General features: G+C 71.6%; 12 protein-coding genes. 8 read left to right on the top strand and 4 right to left on the bottom strand.

Annotation, left to right across the window (positions count from 1 at the left end):
• The first annotated feature begins 13 nt into the window (after positions 1-13).
• The 3 genes from ACQUS7_RS03155 (at position 14) to ACQUS7_RS03145 (ending at position 4,800) form a co-directional block, all read left to right on the top strand.
• Positions 14-2,212, top strand: a complete 2,199-nt coding sequence (locus ACQUS7_RS03155; protein WP_435144537.1) for a prolyl oligopeptidase family serine peptidase — start codon at positions 14-16, stop codon at positions 2,210-2,212.
• A 330-nt stretch (positions 2,213-2,542) separates the two neighbouring features.
• On the top strand, positions 2,543-3,487 hold the full coding sequence (locus tag ACQUS7_RS03150; RefSeq protein WP_435144535.1) for an alpha/beta hydrolase: 945 nt from the start codon (positions 2,543-2,545) through the stop codon (positions 3,485-3,487).
• A gap of 56 nt (positions 3,488-3,543) precedes the next feature.
• Entirely contained in the window at positions 3,544-4,800 is a 1,257-nt protein-coding gene (locus ACQUS7_RS03145; protein WP_435144533.1) for a TIGR00300 family protein, read from the top strand.
• Positions 4,801-4,902: 102 nt separating this feature from the next.
• Here ACQUS7_RS03145 and ACQUS7_RS03140 read toward each other — a convergent pair whose 3' ends face one another.
• From ACQUS7_RS03140 to ACQUS7_RS03130, 3 genes are all read right to left on the bottom strand, one after another.
• Complete coding sequence (locus ACQUS7_RS03140) at positions 4,903-5,610, bottom strand: hypothetical protein (RefSeq protein ID WP_435127778.1); 708 nt, start codon at positions 5,608-5,610, stop codon at positions 4,903-4,905.
• Between the two features lie 135 nt (positions 5,611-5,745).
• Entirely contained in the window at positions 5,746-6,144 is a 399-nt protein-coding gene (locus ACQUS7_RS03135) for a universal stress protein (protein WP_435127780.1), read from the bottom strand.
• Positions 6,145-6,201: 57 nt separating this feature from the next.
• Complete coding sequence (locus tag ACQUS7_RS03130; protein WP_435144529.1) at positions 6,202-6,603, bottom strand: universal stress protein; 402 nt, start codon at positions 6,601-6,603, stop codon at positions 6,202-6,204.
• 119 nt (positions 6,604-6,722) lie between these two features.
• Here ACQUS7_RS03130 and ACQUS7_RS03125 point away from each other — a divergent pair, with 119 nt between their 5' ends.
• Together ACQUS7_RS03125 and ACQUS7_RS03120 are read left to right on the top strand one after the other, a co-directional pair.
• Positions 6,723-7,730, top strand: coding sequence for a DUF7490 domain-containing protein (locus ACQUS7_RS03125; RefSeq protein WP_435144526.1), 1,008 nt, complete (start codon positions 6,723-6,725; stop codon positions 7,728-7,730).
• Positions 7,723-8,163, top strand: a complete 441-nt coding sequence (locus ACQUS7_RS03120) for a hypothetical protein (RefSeq protein ID WP_435144524.1) — start codon at positions 7,723-7,725, stop codon at positions 8,161-8,163. The genes ACQUS7_RS03125 and ACQUS7_RS03120 overlap by 8 nt, the downstream gene beginning before the upstream one ends.
• 34 nt (positions 8,164-8,197) lie before the next feature.
• Here the strand turns inward: ACQUS7_RS03120 and ACQUS7_RS03115 are convergent, their stop codons facing one another.
• Positions 8,198-9,016, bottom strand: a complete 819-nt coding sequence (locus tag ACQUS7_RS03115) for a ZIP family metal transporter (protein WP_435145236.1) — start codon at positions 9,014-9,016, stop codon at positions 8,198-8,200.
• Positions 9,017-9,208: 192 nt separating this feature from the next.
• On the opposite strand from ACQUS7_RS03115, the gene ACQUS7_RS03110 reads away from it, so the two are divergent.
• From ACQUS7_RS03110 to carB, 3 genes are all read left to right on the top strand, one after another.
• Positions 9,209-9,628, top strand: coding sequence for a hypothetical protein (locus ACQUS7_RS03110; protein WP_435127788.1), 420 nt, complete (start codon positions 9,209-9,211; stop codon positions 9,626-9,628).
• A gap of 72 nt (positions 9,629-9,700) precedes the next feature.
• Entirely contained in the window at positions 9,701-10,234 is a 534-nt protein-coding gene (locus ACQUS7_RS03105) for a DUF5815 family protein (protein ID WP_435127790.1), read from the top strand.
• Between the two features lie 216 nt (positions 10,235-10,450).
• Entirely contained in the window at positions 10,451-13,681 is a 3,231-nt protein-coding gene (gene carB, locus ACQUS7_RS03100; RefSeq protein WP_435144520.1) for a carbamoyl-phosphate synthase large subunit, read from the top strand.
• Positions 13,682-13,779: the final 98 nt, after the last annotated feature.

Raw genomic sequence — 13,779 nt, 5'->3', positions numbered from 1 at the left:
GTCGCCTCCCTGTATGACCGACCCGGAGCCGCCGGCGACGCCGCGCCGCCCCGTCACGGAGGAGCTGCACGGCGAGTCCGTCACCGACCCGTACCGCTGGCTGGAGGAGTCGACCGACGAGGTCCGCGAGTGGACCGACGCTCAGGACGACTACGCCGACGCGGTCCTCGACACCGACCAGCGGGACGCGCTCGCCGAGCGGTTCGACGACCTCGCGCGCGTCACCGACTACGGCCCGGTGACGCCCGCCGGCGACCGGCTGTTCCAGTCCGTGAAGCGCCCGGCCGACGAACAGCCGGTGCTGTACGTGTTCGCGGACGACGCCGACGCCGACGTCGGCGACCCGGAGTCGGGCCGCGCGCTCGTCGACCCGAACGACTGGGACGGCGACGGCACCACCTCGGTCGACTGGTTCGTCCCCGGCCCGGACGGCGAACGGCTCGCGTACGGCGTCGCGGAGGGCGGCGACGAGCAGTACGACGTCCACGTCGTCGACGTCGCGACCGGCGAGACGCTGGAGACGCTCGCCGGCACCGGCCGGACCAACGCCGGCGGGTTCGCGTGGACCGTCAGCGACGGCGCCGCGGCCGCAGACGGCTTCTACTACGTCGCCACCGGCAGCGCGGACGGCGGCGAAGGGAGCGACGGCGATGGTGGCGACGACGATACTGACGGAGACGACACCGACGGCGGTCAGCTCGACAAGGAGCTCCGCCACCACCGGCTCGGCGTCGACGCGGACCCGGACCCGGCGGACGACCCGGTTGTCGCCGCCGACTTCGACGAGCAGGTGTGGCCGACGCTCGAAACCGACGGCGACGCGCTGGTCGTCGAGTGCATGGACGGCTGGGAGCGCACCGACCTGTACGGCTATCGCGGCGACCCGGCGGCGGCGTCGCTCTCGCCGGTGCTGGAGGGCCACGACGCCGTCTTCTCCGCGACGCTCGCCGGCGACGACCTGCTTCTGGTGACGGACCTCGACGCGCCGTACTCACGGGTCCTCTCCGCTCCGGTGGACGACGTCGTCGGCGCGGACGCCGCCCCGTCCGTCCCCGACGACTTCGCGGAGCTGATTCCGGAGCGCGAGGCGGTGCTGCGCGGCGTCGAACCGGTCGGCGACCGGCTGCTCGCGCACTACCACCGCGACGCCGCCTCCGAACTCGTCGTGTTCGGCCGCGACGGCGACCGCGAACGCGACGTCGACGTCCCGGCGCACGCGACCGTCCACGGCGTCCACGGCGCCGACGAGGCCCGCGGCGGCGACGCTGCCGACGCGGATTCGTCGCCGGCCGCGTACTTCTCGGTGCAGTCGTTCGCGTCGCCGCCGGCGGTCCGCCGCGCCGACGTCGCCACCGGCGCGACGCAGACGCTGTGCGCGCAGGACACCGACGTCGACTTCGACGTCGCAGTGACACAGGAGTGGTTCGAGTCGGCCGACGGCACCGAGATTCCGGCGTTCGTCGTCCGGCGCGGCGACGTGGAGCCGGACGGGTCGAACCCGGCGGTGCTCACCGGCTACGGCGGCTTCCGCGTGAACCGGACGCCGACGTTCGACCGGTTCCGGCTCCCGTTCCTCCGCGCCGGCGGCGTCTACGTCCTCGCGACGCTCCGCGGCGGCACCGAGTACGGCGAGGCGTGGCACGACGCCGGCCGCCGCGGCGACAAACAGCGCGTCTTCGACGACGCCGTCGCGGTCGCGTCCGGGCTCGGCGACCGCGGCTGGGCGGACCCGGACCGGCTCGGCGTCACCGGCGGGTCGAACGGCGGCCTGCTCGTCGGCGCGCTCCTCACGCAGCGCCCCGACCTGTTCCGGGTGGCGCTGTGTCACGTCCCGCTGTTGGACATGCTGCGGTTCCACCGGTTCCTGCTCGGCGCGTCGTGGACCTCCGAGTACGGCTCCCCGGAGGACCCGGAGGCGTTCGCGTACCTCCGTGACTACTCGCCGTACCACAACGCCCCGGAAGCCGCCTACCCGGCGACGATGTTCACGACGGCGCTCGGCGACACCCGCGTCCACCCGAGCCACGCCCGCAAGATGACCGCGCTGCTCCAGGAACGAAACGTCGGGCCGCACCCGGTGGTGCTGCGCGTCGAGGGCGACGCCGGCCACGGCGTCGGCAAGCCAACGTCGATGCTGGTCCGCGAGAACGCCGAGCGCTGGGGGTTCGTCTGCGCCGAACTCGGCGTCCCGGCGGCGCACCTCGACGGGTAGCGGCGCGCCGGAACCGCCTCGACTCCGCCTCGTCCTCCTTCGCTGCCGTCCTCGGTTCGACTCGCGATTCGCCCAGCCGCTGCCGCGGCGACTCGGCCGACGCTCGCCGGTCGCCGCCGAGTTTCAGCCCGCGGCCGACTTTTCCTTTCGGCTCTCGGACACAAAGTGAACTGCGTTTCACCGAGCGACTAAGTAGTGTGAGCGAACACTGGAATCTGGCGACGGGCGCGGTGGACCCGTGTGCCTCTGACGATCCCCCCATCCGCCGCGCCTCCGCCGCCCGTTCTTCCGCCCGGAACCGGTAAGTCGGAGCCACCGGTACGGGTCGCTATGACAGTGAGTCGGAGCCGCGGCGAGAACCGGCCGTCGCGCGAGGCGTTCGCGACGCGGCGCGTCACGGTCCCCGTCGACGGCAGCGACGCCGAGTGCGCCGCCACGCTGTACCTCCCCGCGGACGCCGACGACCCGCCGGCCGTCGTCATGGCCCCGCCGTTCGCCGCCGAGGCGTCCTTCGGGCTGCCGCGGTTCGCCGAGCGGTTCGCCGCCGCCGGCTACGCCGCGCTCACCGTCGACTACCGCGGCATCGGCCGGTCCGTCTCCGGTCGCGACGCCGCCTCGGCCCGCGACGCCCCGGCCGTGATTCCTGACCGGCAGTGTGACGACGTCGCCGCCGCCGCCGACTTCGCCGCCGGCCACGACGACGTCGGCGACGACCTGGTGCTGTGGGGCGCGTCGCTCGCCGGCGGCTACGCCGTCTCCGTCGCCGCCGACCGGTACGACGTCGACGCCGTCGTCGCACAGACCCCGATTCCGGACGGCGGCCTGCTCGGCGGCGGCGACTCACTCCGGAGTCGACTCCGCGCGGCGGCGGCCGGGCTCCGCGACCGAATCGGCGGCCTCGTCGGCCGCCCGCACCACGTGAAGGTGTACGGCGACCCCGACGAGTTCGCCGTGCTGAACGCGCCCGGCGCGAAGGACGGCTACGTCCAGCTGATTCCGCGCGAGTCCACGTGGCAGAACCGCACGCCGGCCCGCGGGCTCTCCGCGCTCCGCGGCTACCGTGCCGTCGCCGACGCCGACGCGGTGCGCTGCCCGGCGTTCGTCGTCGTCGCCGCGGACGACGCCGTCGTCCCGGCCGGGGCGACCGAGGCGTTCGTCGACGCGCTCGCCGACCCGACGGTGCTGCGCCGGCCGATGAACCACTTCGACGCCTTCCACGACGACTTCGAGGCGGTCGTCCGCCACCAGCTCGCGTTCCTCGACGCGACGCTGTGAGCCGCCGCGGTCGCCCGTGTAGGTAGTTTTTCCTCCGGGGCTCCCGACCGTCCGCTATGGCCGTCAGCGACGTCGTCGAACTGGAGGGGCACATCATCGACTCGGGGTTGATGGAGCGGGCGTTCACCGTCGTCATGGACTTCGGCGGCGAGTTCGAAATCGAGGAGTTCGAGGTCGGGAAACACAAAGACCAGCAGTCGTACTGCCGGATGCGCGTCATCGCGGCGGACGAGTCCGAGCTGTACCCGATTCTCCACGAACTCCACCAGTCCGGCGCGACGCTCGCGTCGCCGACGGACGCGACGCTGACGCCGGCGCCCGCCGACCGCGTCGTCCCGGACGGCTTCTACTCCACGACGAACCACCCGACCGAGGTCCGCGTCGACGGCGACTGGGTGCCCGTCGACAACATCGAGATGGACTGTGCGGTCGTCGTCGACGGCGTCGTCCGCGGCGACGACGGCGACGTCACCGTCACCGGCGCCGTCTCCGCCGAGACGAAGGTGCTGAACGCCATCGAGGAAGACGACCTCGTCGTCACCGGCGACGCCGGCATCCGCGTCCGGCCGCCCGAGCGCCCCCGCGACAGCTCCGGCCCGTTCGGGTTCATGCGCGGCGGCGTCTCCGCCGAGCGACCGTCCCGGTCGCTCATCCGTGACATCGCCGAAGCCATCGCCGAAACCAAAGCGGAGGGCGGCCGCGTGCTGACCGTCGCCGGCCCGGCGGTCATCCACGCCGGCGCCGGCGAGGCGCTCGCCGACCTCGTCCGCACCGGCTACGTCGACGCCATCTCCGCCGGCAACGGCTTCGCCGTCCACGACATGGAGCGCGCCACCTACGGCACCAGCCTCGGCATGGACGTCGAGACGATGGAGCACCCGCGGAAGGGCCACAAACACCACATCTACACCATCAGCGAGGTCATCCGCGCCGGCGGCATCGAGGCCGCCGTCGAGGAGGGGCTCGTGGAGGAGGGCGTGATGTACGAGTGCGTCGCGAACGACCGCGACTTCGTGCTCGCCGGCTCGATTCGTGACGACGGCCCGCTGCCGGACACCATCACGGACGCCGTCGAAGCCCAGAACGCCATCCGCGAGCAGGCCCGCGACGCCGACCTCGTGTTGATGCTCTGCTCGCTGCTCCACTCCGTCGCCGTCGGCAACTGCCTCCCGTCGACCACCCGCGTCGTCTGCGTCGACATCAACCCCGCGACGGTGACGCAGCTGCTCGACCGCGGGTCGGCGCAGGCCGTCGGCATGGTGACCGACGTCGGGACGTTCGTGCCGATGCTCGCCGAAGAACTCCTGGAGTAACACGCGTTCCGGACGCTTCCCGGTCTGTACTTCGCTGCGCGGCACTGCCTGCGGGACCACACGACCACGTCGAGAAACAGGAGCGGAGCGGCGGCCCGCCGGTCAGGCCTTGTCGGGCCGCGAGGACGACCCGGGGCCGCGGCCGACGACGCGGACGACGCGGCGGACCGCGGCGCCGAGGCAGAACGCGGCGACGCCGAGCGGGGCGCCGACCGCGACGGCGACCGCGGCGGCGACCGCGACGGCTTCGGGCAGCGAGACGACCGCCGCCCCGGTCTCGTAGGCGACGCGGGTGCCGTACCGCGTCGCCGCGGCGCCGAACACCGGCGCGGCGACGAGCAGCGTCGTCGGCAGCAGCCCGGAGTTGACCCCGGCGTTCGCCGCGCCGAGCGCGAGCAGCGCGCCGGCCGCCACGAAGACGCCGACCGCCGGGTCCGTGCCGGTCCAGGTGCCGCGAACCGCGGCTTCGAGCGCCGAGTAGCCGACGGAGGAGCCGACCCACCACGCGACGACGAGCGCGAGCGCCGGCGACAGCAGCGCGGCGAGCAGCGAGACGTCGGTTCGCCGCCCGACGACGGCGACCCGAAGCGGCCCCGTCACGGTTCGACGGACGGGGCCGGACACCACGCGCCGCGCCACGTCGGCGGCGCGTCTCGTCCGCGTCCACAGCGCTCCGGCGGCGGCGCTGACCCACCGTCGGAGCCGGACTGCAGCCTTCTTCGAGCGCGACGCGACGGCGACCATCGCCTCCAGAACCGCGGCGACCGCGGCCGCGACGCTGGAGTGGAGAGCTGACGTATCGGGGGACACACCGCGGCCTTATCAGCCGCACCTCATATCGGTTTGGGTCCGATTTCGCAGGCTCGGACGGGAAAGCGGAGACGCGCCGTCTGCCGACTGCTACCTTGCCGACTGCTACCTTGCCGACTGCTACCTTGCCGACCGCTACACTTCCTCGCGCGGCACGACGCGCATCGGCCGGTTCGACTGGAGCAGGACGTCCTGTGCGACGCTGCCGAACAGCATCTTCCCGGTGCGGCTGCGCTTCCGAATCCCGATGACGAGTTCGTCGGCGTCGACGTCGTCGGCGTGGTTCAAGACGTCCTCGGCGGGGTCGTTGCCGCGGACGAGCTGGTGGGTCTCGACGACGACGTCGTCGCCGAGACGTTCCTCGACGGCTTCGAGCGCCTGTTCGCCGGCGCGAATCTCGTCGGCGTCGGTGGCGTCGCCGCCGCGCTGGGAGTTCACGGCGTGCACCTCGTCGCCGTCGTCGAGTCGGTCTTGGAGGTACGTCGCCAGCACCGCGCTGGTGTGAACCGAGTTCGTCGCGAGCACGAACAACATGGCTACTGCGCCGTCCGGCCGCCGCATAACGCTATCGGCGATTTTCGGGCGGCGGCGCTACGCTTCCGGAGTCGGCACGACGCGGACGGGTCGGTCCGCATTCAACAGGACGTCCTCGGCGACGCTGCCGAACACCAGTTTCGCGGCGACGCTCCGGTTCCGGACGCCGATGACGAGTTCGTCGACGCCGTTGCGGTCCGCGAAGCCGAGGAGGTCCTCGGCGGGGTCGTTGCCGCGGACGAACTGGTGGGTCTCGACGGTCGTCTCCTGGGACAGCCGGGTTTCGACGACGGCGAGCGCCTCCTTGCCGCGCCGGAGGTCGCCCCGGGTCGTGTCGTCGCCGCCGCGCTTCGAGTTCACGGCGTGCACCAGGTCGGCGTCGTCGACGCGCGGCGCCAGGTAGTCGCAGAGCAGTTCGCTGCGCTCGGCCGAGTTCGTCGCGACGAGGTAGACCGCCATACCGCCTCCCCGGACGCCGCGCACCTAACGCTGTCCCCGGCGACGACGCCGCTCGGTTTCGGGTACGCGCGACCTGTCGCGACACAAAGGGTTTACTCTGCCCGCTCGATTCGGGAACGATGCCCCGTGAACAGCTGTTCGCCGGCGCGGCCGCCGCGGTGCTCGTGGTGGCCGCGCTGTCGGCGCTCGCCGTCCCCGGCGTAGTCGCCCCTCCCGACGACGGCCCGACGCGGCCCGGCCCGGTCCGGGTGGCGGAGGTCGCCGTCACGCCGGGCGACGTCGGCGGCGCGACGGCCGAACTCCGACTGCTGACCAGAATCGACCACCGCGGCAACCCGACGCCGAACGTCACCGTCCGGTTCCGGGCGTACGACGCCGAATCCGGGCTGCTCCGCGCCGAGGAGACCGTCGACCTCGGCACCGTCACGGACGACGGCAGCGTCCCGGTGAACGCGTCGCTCCGCGTGCCCCGCGAGGGCGGCTACGTCCTGGAGACGACGGTGTTCCGCGGCGGCGAGCGCGTCGACCGCCACCGGACCGAGGTGTCGGGGATGCGGGCGCTGACCCCGGCGTACGCCCGGACGGACGTCAGGTTCACCGAGAGCGCCGCGATTCCGTCGCTCGCGGTGTCCGTCGAGTCCGTGAGCGGCGACTCGACGACGCTGCGGGTCGCGGCGTCGCTGACGAACACCGGCGACGAGCCGAGCGGCGACCTCCGCGTCGAACTGATACTGCGGCAGGCGGAGTCCAACCTCGTCGCCGGCCGCACCACCGTCGACGTCGGCGCCATCAGGCCGGGCCGCACCGCCGACGCGGCGGCGACCGTCACGGTGCCGTCCGACTACAACTACTACGTCGACGCCGTGCTGTACAAAGACGGCGTCATCATCGACACCGCGCGGTCGGTCGCGAACCTCGACCCGACGCGAACCATCTCCGCGAACGAGACCCAGCAGGACGTTGAGTTCAACGTCGGCGACTTCGCCGAGGACGGCGGCGGTGCGGCGCCGACCCGGACGCCGCACGGAACCGCGGCCGCGACGCAGACGCCCGGCTTCGGCGTCGCCGTCGCGGTCGTCGCGCTGCTCGGCGCAGCCCTGCTCGCACGGAGGTCCACCCATGACTGACGACACCACCGAACCCGAAGAGACGACAGAACCGACCGACTCCGCCGACTCGACAGCCCAACGCGACCCGGACGTCGCTGGCGAGCCGTCCGACTCCGGCGGCTCGACCGGAGCCGAAGCATCCGCCGAGCCCAAGGTGACCGACCGAGAGGCGGCGGACCGCGAGGTGACCGACCGCGACGGCGATGCCGACGCTGACGGGGCCCGTGGCACCGCCCGGAGCAACGTCCGGCGGTACCTGAACTACGCGCTGCTGTCGGCGCTGGTGCTACTCGCGCTCGTCGCCGGCCTCCGGTTTTACGGCGCCGCCTCGTCCACCATCAATCAGTGGGTGGCCGCGGAGTACCGGTCGCTGTTCCACGCGGCGTTCAACCTCGCGCTGCTGTTCGTGGCCGCCGCCGGCATCTCGCTGCAGGTGAAGCGGCTCCGGTAGCGCCGGCGTCCGCGGCGACGCCGCGGAGTCCCGTTCAGGCGACGAGGAGCCAGCCGACGAAGACGGCGACGCCGCCGAGCGCCGTGGAGGCGACGGCGTGGACGCGGAGTCGGTCGAGGAGCCGGTGGGCGTCGTCGTGGTGTTCGAGCGACTCGTGGACCTCGCTGCCGAGTTCGCACTCCGGCAGGAAGTCCATCGCGATGTGGACGAACACGCCGGTCGCGAACCCGAAGACGACGCCGCGGACGGCGTCGGAGGCGGGGAGGCCGAGGAACGACGACGCGATGGCGGCGACGCCGACGCCGGCCGCCGGGAGCAGAATCGCGGTCCAGTCGCCGCCGCGGCCGACGTAGCGGTGCACGGCGGCGTAGCCCGCCGGCCCTTTGTGCGAGACGATGGCGAGTCCGAGCAGCGCGCCGAGTTCCATGTTGCCGTAGATGATGCCGATGATGGCGCCCGCGGAGACGGCGTGCGCCGTGAGTTCAGCGAGCGTCCGGTCGAACGGGAGGTCCATGTGCGCGAGCCGGTGGCCGAGCGTGTGCGCCGCGAAGCCGACGAGCAGCCCGGTGGCGACGCCGAAGCCGCCGAACGTCATGCTCTGCCGCATCGCCTGCGGCAGCAAGAACACGGCCGCGCTCGTCACCATCGCGCCGGCGGACAGCCCGTACCCCCAGACGAGCAGGTGCGGCCGGTCCTGCGGCGTCTTCGCGCCGAACCAGCCGGCGACCGTCATTCCGAGGAACGCGACCCACGCGATGCCGAACAGCGTCGCGCGCCCGGTCGTGAACGCCACCGCCGACGTCGCGACCAGCAGCGCGACGCTCGCGCCGCCGAGCGCGGTTTCGCGCCGCATCTTCGCCCCGCCGCCGTCCGCGTTCGCCCCGCCCGCGTGACCCGCTTCGTCGTCCATGTTGTTAACCAACACTGGAGAGTTAATAGTGCCTCCGGTTCGGCGGCCGTCCGCAGCAGTCCGCTGCCGGCCGCGGGTCGACCGCGCGGGACGGCGGCGACAACGCTGAAAGGCGGCGCGCACAAACCCCGTGGCATGGCCGAGGACGTGACCGTCGACGTGGAGGTAGAGGTCGAAATCGACGACGACGAACTCGAAATCGAGGCCGGTGACGTCACCGAAGCGGAGGCGGAACTGGAGGTCGACGGCGTCGAAATCGAGGTCGAAGTCGAGGTGGAACGCGAAGACGGCGACGGCCGCGAGGGCGAACACCGCGAGGACGACGAGGCCGAAGCCGACGAGGAGCGGGACGAGGACGGGGGCGAAGACGAGGAGGACGCGGAACGGGACGCACACGAGGAGGCGGACGGCGAGTCGGAAGCGCGCGGCGCGTCGGGGGCCGAGGCGGACCGCGACGACCTCGGCGTCGCCGAAGAGGGCCCTGCGGCCGACGTCCCGGGCGACCCCGACGCGGCCCACCCGGAGAGCGACACCGGCTACGACGACTACGAGTAGCGCCGCCGGCACGGGCAGCGCCGCCGACCGCGGAGCGCGTTTTTTAACCGAGCCGAGCGCGAACCGGCTGGTATGACTGAGCCGCGCGTCCCCGGCGGCGGGGGCGAAGCCGTCGAGTTGCCGTGCGGCGAGACGATTCGCGTCCGCGACGTCGACATGGGGATGCGGGAGTTCGACTGCGACTGCGGCGACGCGCACGCGGTCGTGACGGACGTGAATCCGCCGGACCGCTTCCTCCCCGAATTCCTGGTCGACGTGCTTCGCGACGCCGTCGAGACCACGAGCGAGGAGCTCCCCGAGTTCGGCACGCCGCACCTCATGGGCATCGTGCTCGAAGAGTTCCCCGAGCAGGTCGTCGCCGAGGACGTCAGCGAGGACCACGACGTCGGCTACACGATGCTGTGGATTACGGCGTTCGACTCCCGCCGCCTCCACGAAATCATCGTCGAACTCGTCGTCGAACTGATGGAGCACGCCGTCAGCCACGGCGACGACGAGGCGGCCATGACGGAGTTCGAACGGCAGATGCTGGAGTTCGACGTCGCGGAGTTCGTCGACCAGTACCGGGACGAACGCGACCTCGACGCCGACGACGTCTACGTCTGAACCGTCGCTCGACGCTGATTATCCGCGGCAGCGCCGACGACCCGCTCCGTGAGTCGGTGTCGCTGCTGGCCAGTCTGTTGCTTCCGCACGCGCGAGCGCGAGTCACTCCTCACCCGTTCGGTGTGGCACACAGTAACATTACGAATTTCGTAATTTTGCTGCGAATCTCTTCGTGAGTCGCCGGGCTTATTACGAGACGCGGACTTCGATGTGGTAATGACCGAGGAATCCAGGACGATTCTGCTCATCGGCAGCGGGCCGATCCAGATCGGGCAAGCAGCTGAGTTCGACTACTCCGGCGCGCAGGCGTGCCGGGCACTCCAGGAGGAGGGAGCGCGAGTCGTGCTGGTGAACTCGAACCCGGCGACCATCATGACCGACCCGGAGATGGCCGACGAGGTGTACATCGAGCCCATCACGACCGAGGCCATCGCGGAGGTCATCCGGACGGAGCAGCCCGACGGCGTCATCGCCGGCCTCGGCGGCCAGACCGGGCTGAACGTCACCGCCGAACTCGCAGAGGAGGGCGTCCTCGAAGAGCACGACGTCGAAATCATGGGGACGCCGCTCGACACCATCTACGCCACAGAGGACCGCGACCTGTTCCGCCAGCGCATGGAGAACCTCGGCCAGCCCGTCCCGGCGTCGACGACCATCACGCTCGACGACGGCGAGTCGATGGCCGGGCTGGACGAGGAGACGCTGCGCGACCGCGTCGAAGCCGCTGTCGACGCCGTCGGCGGCCTCCCGGTCATCGCCCGCACCACGTACACGCTCGGCGGCTCCGGCTCCGGCGTCGTCGACGAGATGCCGGAACTCATCGAGCGCGTCCGGAAGGGGCTGCGGCTCTCCCGGAACGACGAGGTGCTGATCACCGAGTCCATCGAGGGTTGGGTCGAACTGGAGTACGAGGTGATGCGGGACGCCGACGACTCCTGTATCATCATCTGCAACATGGAGAACATCGACCCGATGGGCATCCACACCGGCGAATCCACCGTCGTGACGCCCAGCCAGGTCATCCCGGACGACGGCCATCAGGAGATGCGCGATGCCGCGCTCGAAGTCATCCGCGACCTCGGAATTCAGGGCGGCTGCAACATCCAGTTCGCGTGGCACGACGACGGCACGCCCGGCGGCGAGTACCGCGTCGTCGAGGTGAACCCGCGCGTCTCCCGCTCCTCCGCGCTCGCCTCGAAGGCGACCGGCTACCCCATCGCCCGCGTCACCGCGAAGGTCGCGCTCGGCAAGCGCCTCCACGAGATCGAAAACGAGATCACGGGCCAGACCACGGCGGCGTTCGAGCCCGCCATCGACTACGTCGTCACGAAAGTGCCGCGGTGGCCCATCGACAAGTTCCCGGAGACCGACTTCGAGCTGTCCACGGCGATGAAGTCGACCGGTGAGGCGATGGCCATCGGCCGCACCTTCGAGGAGTCGCTGACGAAGGCGCTGCGCTCTTCGGAGTACGACCCGGCGGTCGACTGGGACGACGTCTCCGACGAAGAGCTCGAATCCGAGTACCTGGTCCGCGCGAACCCGGACCGGCCGTACGCGATGTTCGAGGCGTTCAGCCGCGGCTACACCGTCGAGGATGTCATCGACCTCACCGACATCGAGGAGTGGTACGTCGAGCGGTTCGAGAACGTCGCCGACGCGTACGACGCCGCCCAGCACGGCGAGTTCGGCGACGGCGCCGCCGCGGGACTCACCGACCAGCAGCTCGCCGCCGAAGGCGACGTCGACGTCGACACCGTCGACGCGGCGACGCCCGACCGGTCGTTCAAGCAGGTCGACACCTGCGCCGGCGAGTTCGAGGCGACGACGCCGTACTACTACTCCGCGCGCAACACCGGCGAACTCGTCGAGAGCGACGGCGGCCTCGTCGAAGGCGAACCGCGCGTCGGCGGCGCGGTCGCCGACGAGGTCCGCGTCGACGAGGACGCCGAGTCCGTCGTCGTCGTCGGCGGCGGCCCGATCCGCATCGGGCAGGGCGTCGAGTTCGACTACTGCTCGGTCCACGCGGTCCGCGCGCTCCGCGAACAGGGCATCGACGCGCACGTCGTCAACAACAACCCCGAAACCGTCTCGACCGACTACGACACCTCCGATGGCCTGTTCTTCGAGCCGATCACCGCCGAGGAGGTCGCCGACGTCGTCGAGCGCACGAACGCCGACGGCGTCATGGTGCAGTTCGGCGGGCAGACGTCGGTCAGCGTCGGCGAGCCGCTCGAAGCCGAACTCGACCGCCGCGGCCTCGACTGCGAAATCATGGGGACGAGCGTCGAGGCGATGGACCTCGCGGAGGACCGCGACCGCTTCAACCGCCTCATGGACGACCTCGGCATCGCCCAGCCCGAAGGCGGCTCGGCGACCAGCGAGGACGAGGCGCTGGCGCTCGCCCGCGACATCGGCTACCCGGTGCTGGTCCGGCCGAGCTACGTCCTCGGCGGCCGCGCGATGGAAGTCGTCCACGACGACGACGAGCTCCGCGAGTACATCGAGGAGGCCGTCCGGGTGTCGCCCGACAAGCCGATTCTGGTCGACGAGTTCCTCGCCGACGCCGTCGAACTCGACGTCGACGCGGTCTCCGACGGCGAGGAGACGCTCATCGGCGGCGTCATGGAGCACATCGAAGCCGCCGGCGTCCACTCCGGCGACTCCGGCTGCATCATCCCGCCGCAGTCGCTCGGCGCCGACACGCTCGGCCGCGTCCGCGAGGTCGTCGAGGACATCGCGACCGCGCTCGACACGGTCGGGCTGCTGAACGTCCAGCTCGCCGTCCGCGAGGAGGACGACGGCGCCGAGGTGTACGTGCTGGAGGCGAACCCGCGCTCGTCCCGGACCGTCCCGTTCGTCTCGAAGGCGACGAACGTCCCCATCGCGAAGCTCGCCGCGAAGGTGATGGCGGGCGCGTCGCTCGACGACCTCGACGTCTCCGAGTCGATTCCGGAGCACGTCAGCGTGAAAGAGGTCGTCCTGCCGTTCGACCGCCTGCCGAACTCCGACCCGCGGCTCGGCCCGGAGATGAAGTCCACCGGCGAGGTCATGGGGACGGCGACCACGTTCGGGAAGGCGTACGAGAAGGCGCTCGACGCCGCCGGCCAGGGGCTCCCGGACGACGGCACCGTCGCGTACGTCTCCGTCGGCGACAGCCTCCCGGCGCCCGGCACCGACGACGCCGCCGACCTGCTCGACGGCTTCGCGGAGTACTACGACGTCGCCGAGCCGGACGACGTGACCGCCGCGCTCCGCGCCGGCGACATCGACCTGCTGCTCTCCGACGAGGTGGACGCGCTCCGCGCGGCCGTCACCGAGGAGGTGCCGTACCTGTCGACGGAGGCCGCCGCCTCCGCCGCGCTCGAAGCGCTCGACCACCGCGAAGACGACCTCGACGTGCTCGCCGTCTCCCGCCGGCCGCGCACCGACGCCGACTGGGGTCGCTGACGGGCTGACCGGCCGACCGGCTGACCGGCCGGTATCGCCGACGCTCCAAGCGACCCGAGTAGACAGCGAGAGGTTTCACCGTCGACACCGCGGCTCCG

The sequence above is a fragment of the Halobaculum sp. P14 genome (genome assembly GCF_051195155.1).
GTDB lineage: Archaea > Halobacteriota > Halobacteria > Halobacteriales > Haloferacaceae > JBNTKA01.
This window is presented reverse-complemented; position numbering and strand designations above follow the sequence as displayed.

Bases quoted from the DNA above. Each gene is read 5' to 3' on its own strand.
- ACQUS7_RS03155 (WP_435144537.1), top strand. From the start codon at position 14: ATGACCGACCCGGAGCCGCCGGCGACGCCGCGCCGCCCCGTCACGGAG.
- ACQUS7_RS03150 (WP_435144535.1), top strand. From the start codon at position 2,543: ATGACAGTGAGTCGGAGCCGCGGCGAGAACCGGCCGTCGCGCGAGGCG.
- ACQUS7_RS03145 (WP_435144533.1), top strand. From the start codon at position 3,544: ATGGCCGTCAGCGACGTCGTCGAACTGGAGGGGCACATCATCGACTCG.
- ACQUS7_RS03135 (WP_435127780.1), bottom strand. From the start codon at position 6,144: ATGTTGTTCGTGCTCGCGACGAACTCGGTTCACACCAGCGCGGTGCTG.
- ACQUS7_RS03130 (WP_435144529.1), bottom strand. From the start codon at position 6,603: ATGGCGGTCTACCTCGTCGCGACGAACTCGGCCGAGCGCAGCGAACTG.
- ACQUS7_RS03125 (WP_435144526.1), top strand. From the start codon at position 6,723: ATGCCCCGTGAACAGCTGTTCGCCGGCGCGGCCGCCGCGGTGCTCGTG.
- ACQUS7_RS03120 (WP_435144524.1), top strand. From the start codon at position 7,723: ATGACTGACGACACCACCGAACCCGAAGAGACGACAGAACCGACCGAC.
- ACQUS7_RS03115 (WP_435145236.1), bottom strand. From the start codon at position 9,016: ATGCGGCGCGAAACCGCGCTCGGCGGCGCGAGCGTCGCGCTGCTGGTC.
- ACQUS7_RS03110 (WP_435127788.1), top strand. From the start codon at position 9,209: ATGGCCGAGGACGTGACCGTCGACGTGGAGGTAGAGGTCGAAATCGAC.
- ACQUS7_RS03105 (WP_435127790.1), top strand. From the start codon at position 9,701: ATGACTGAGCCGCGCGTCCCCGGCGGCGGGGGCGAAGCCGTCGAGTTG.
- carB (WP_435144520.1), top strand. From the start codon at position 10,451: ATGACCGAGGAATCCAGGACGATTCTGCTCATCGGCAGCGGGCCGATC.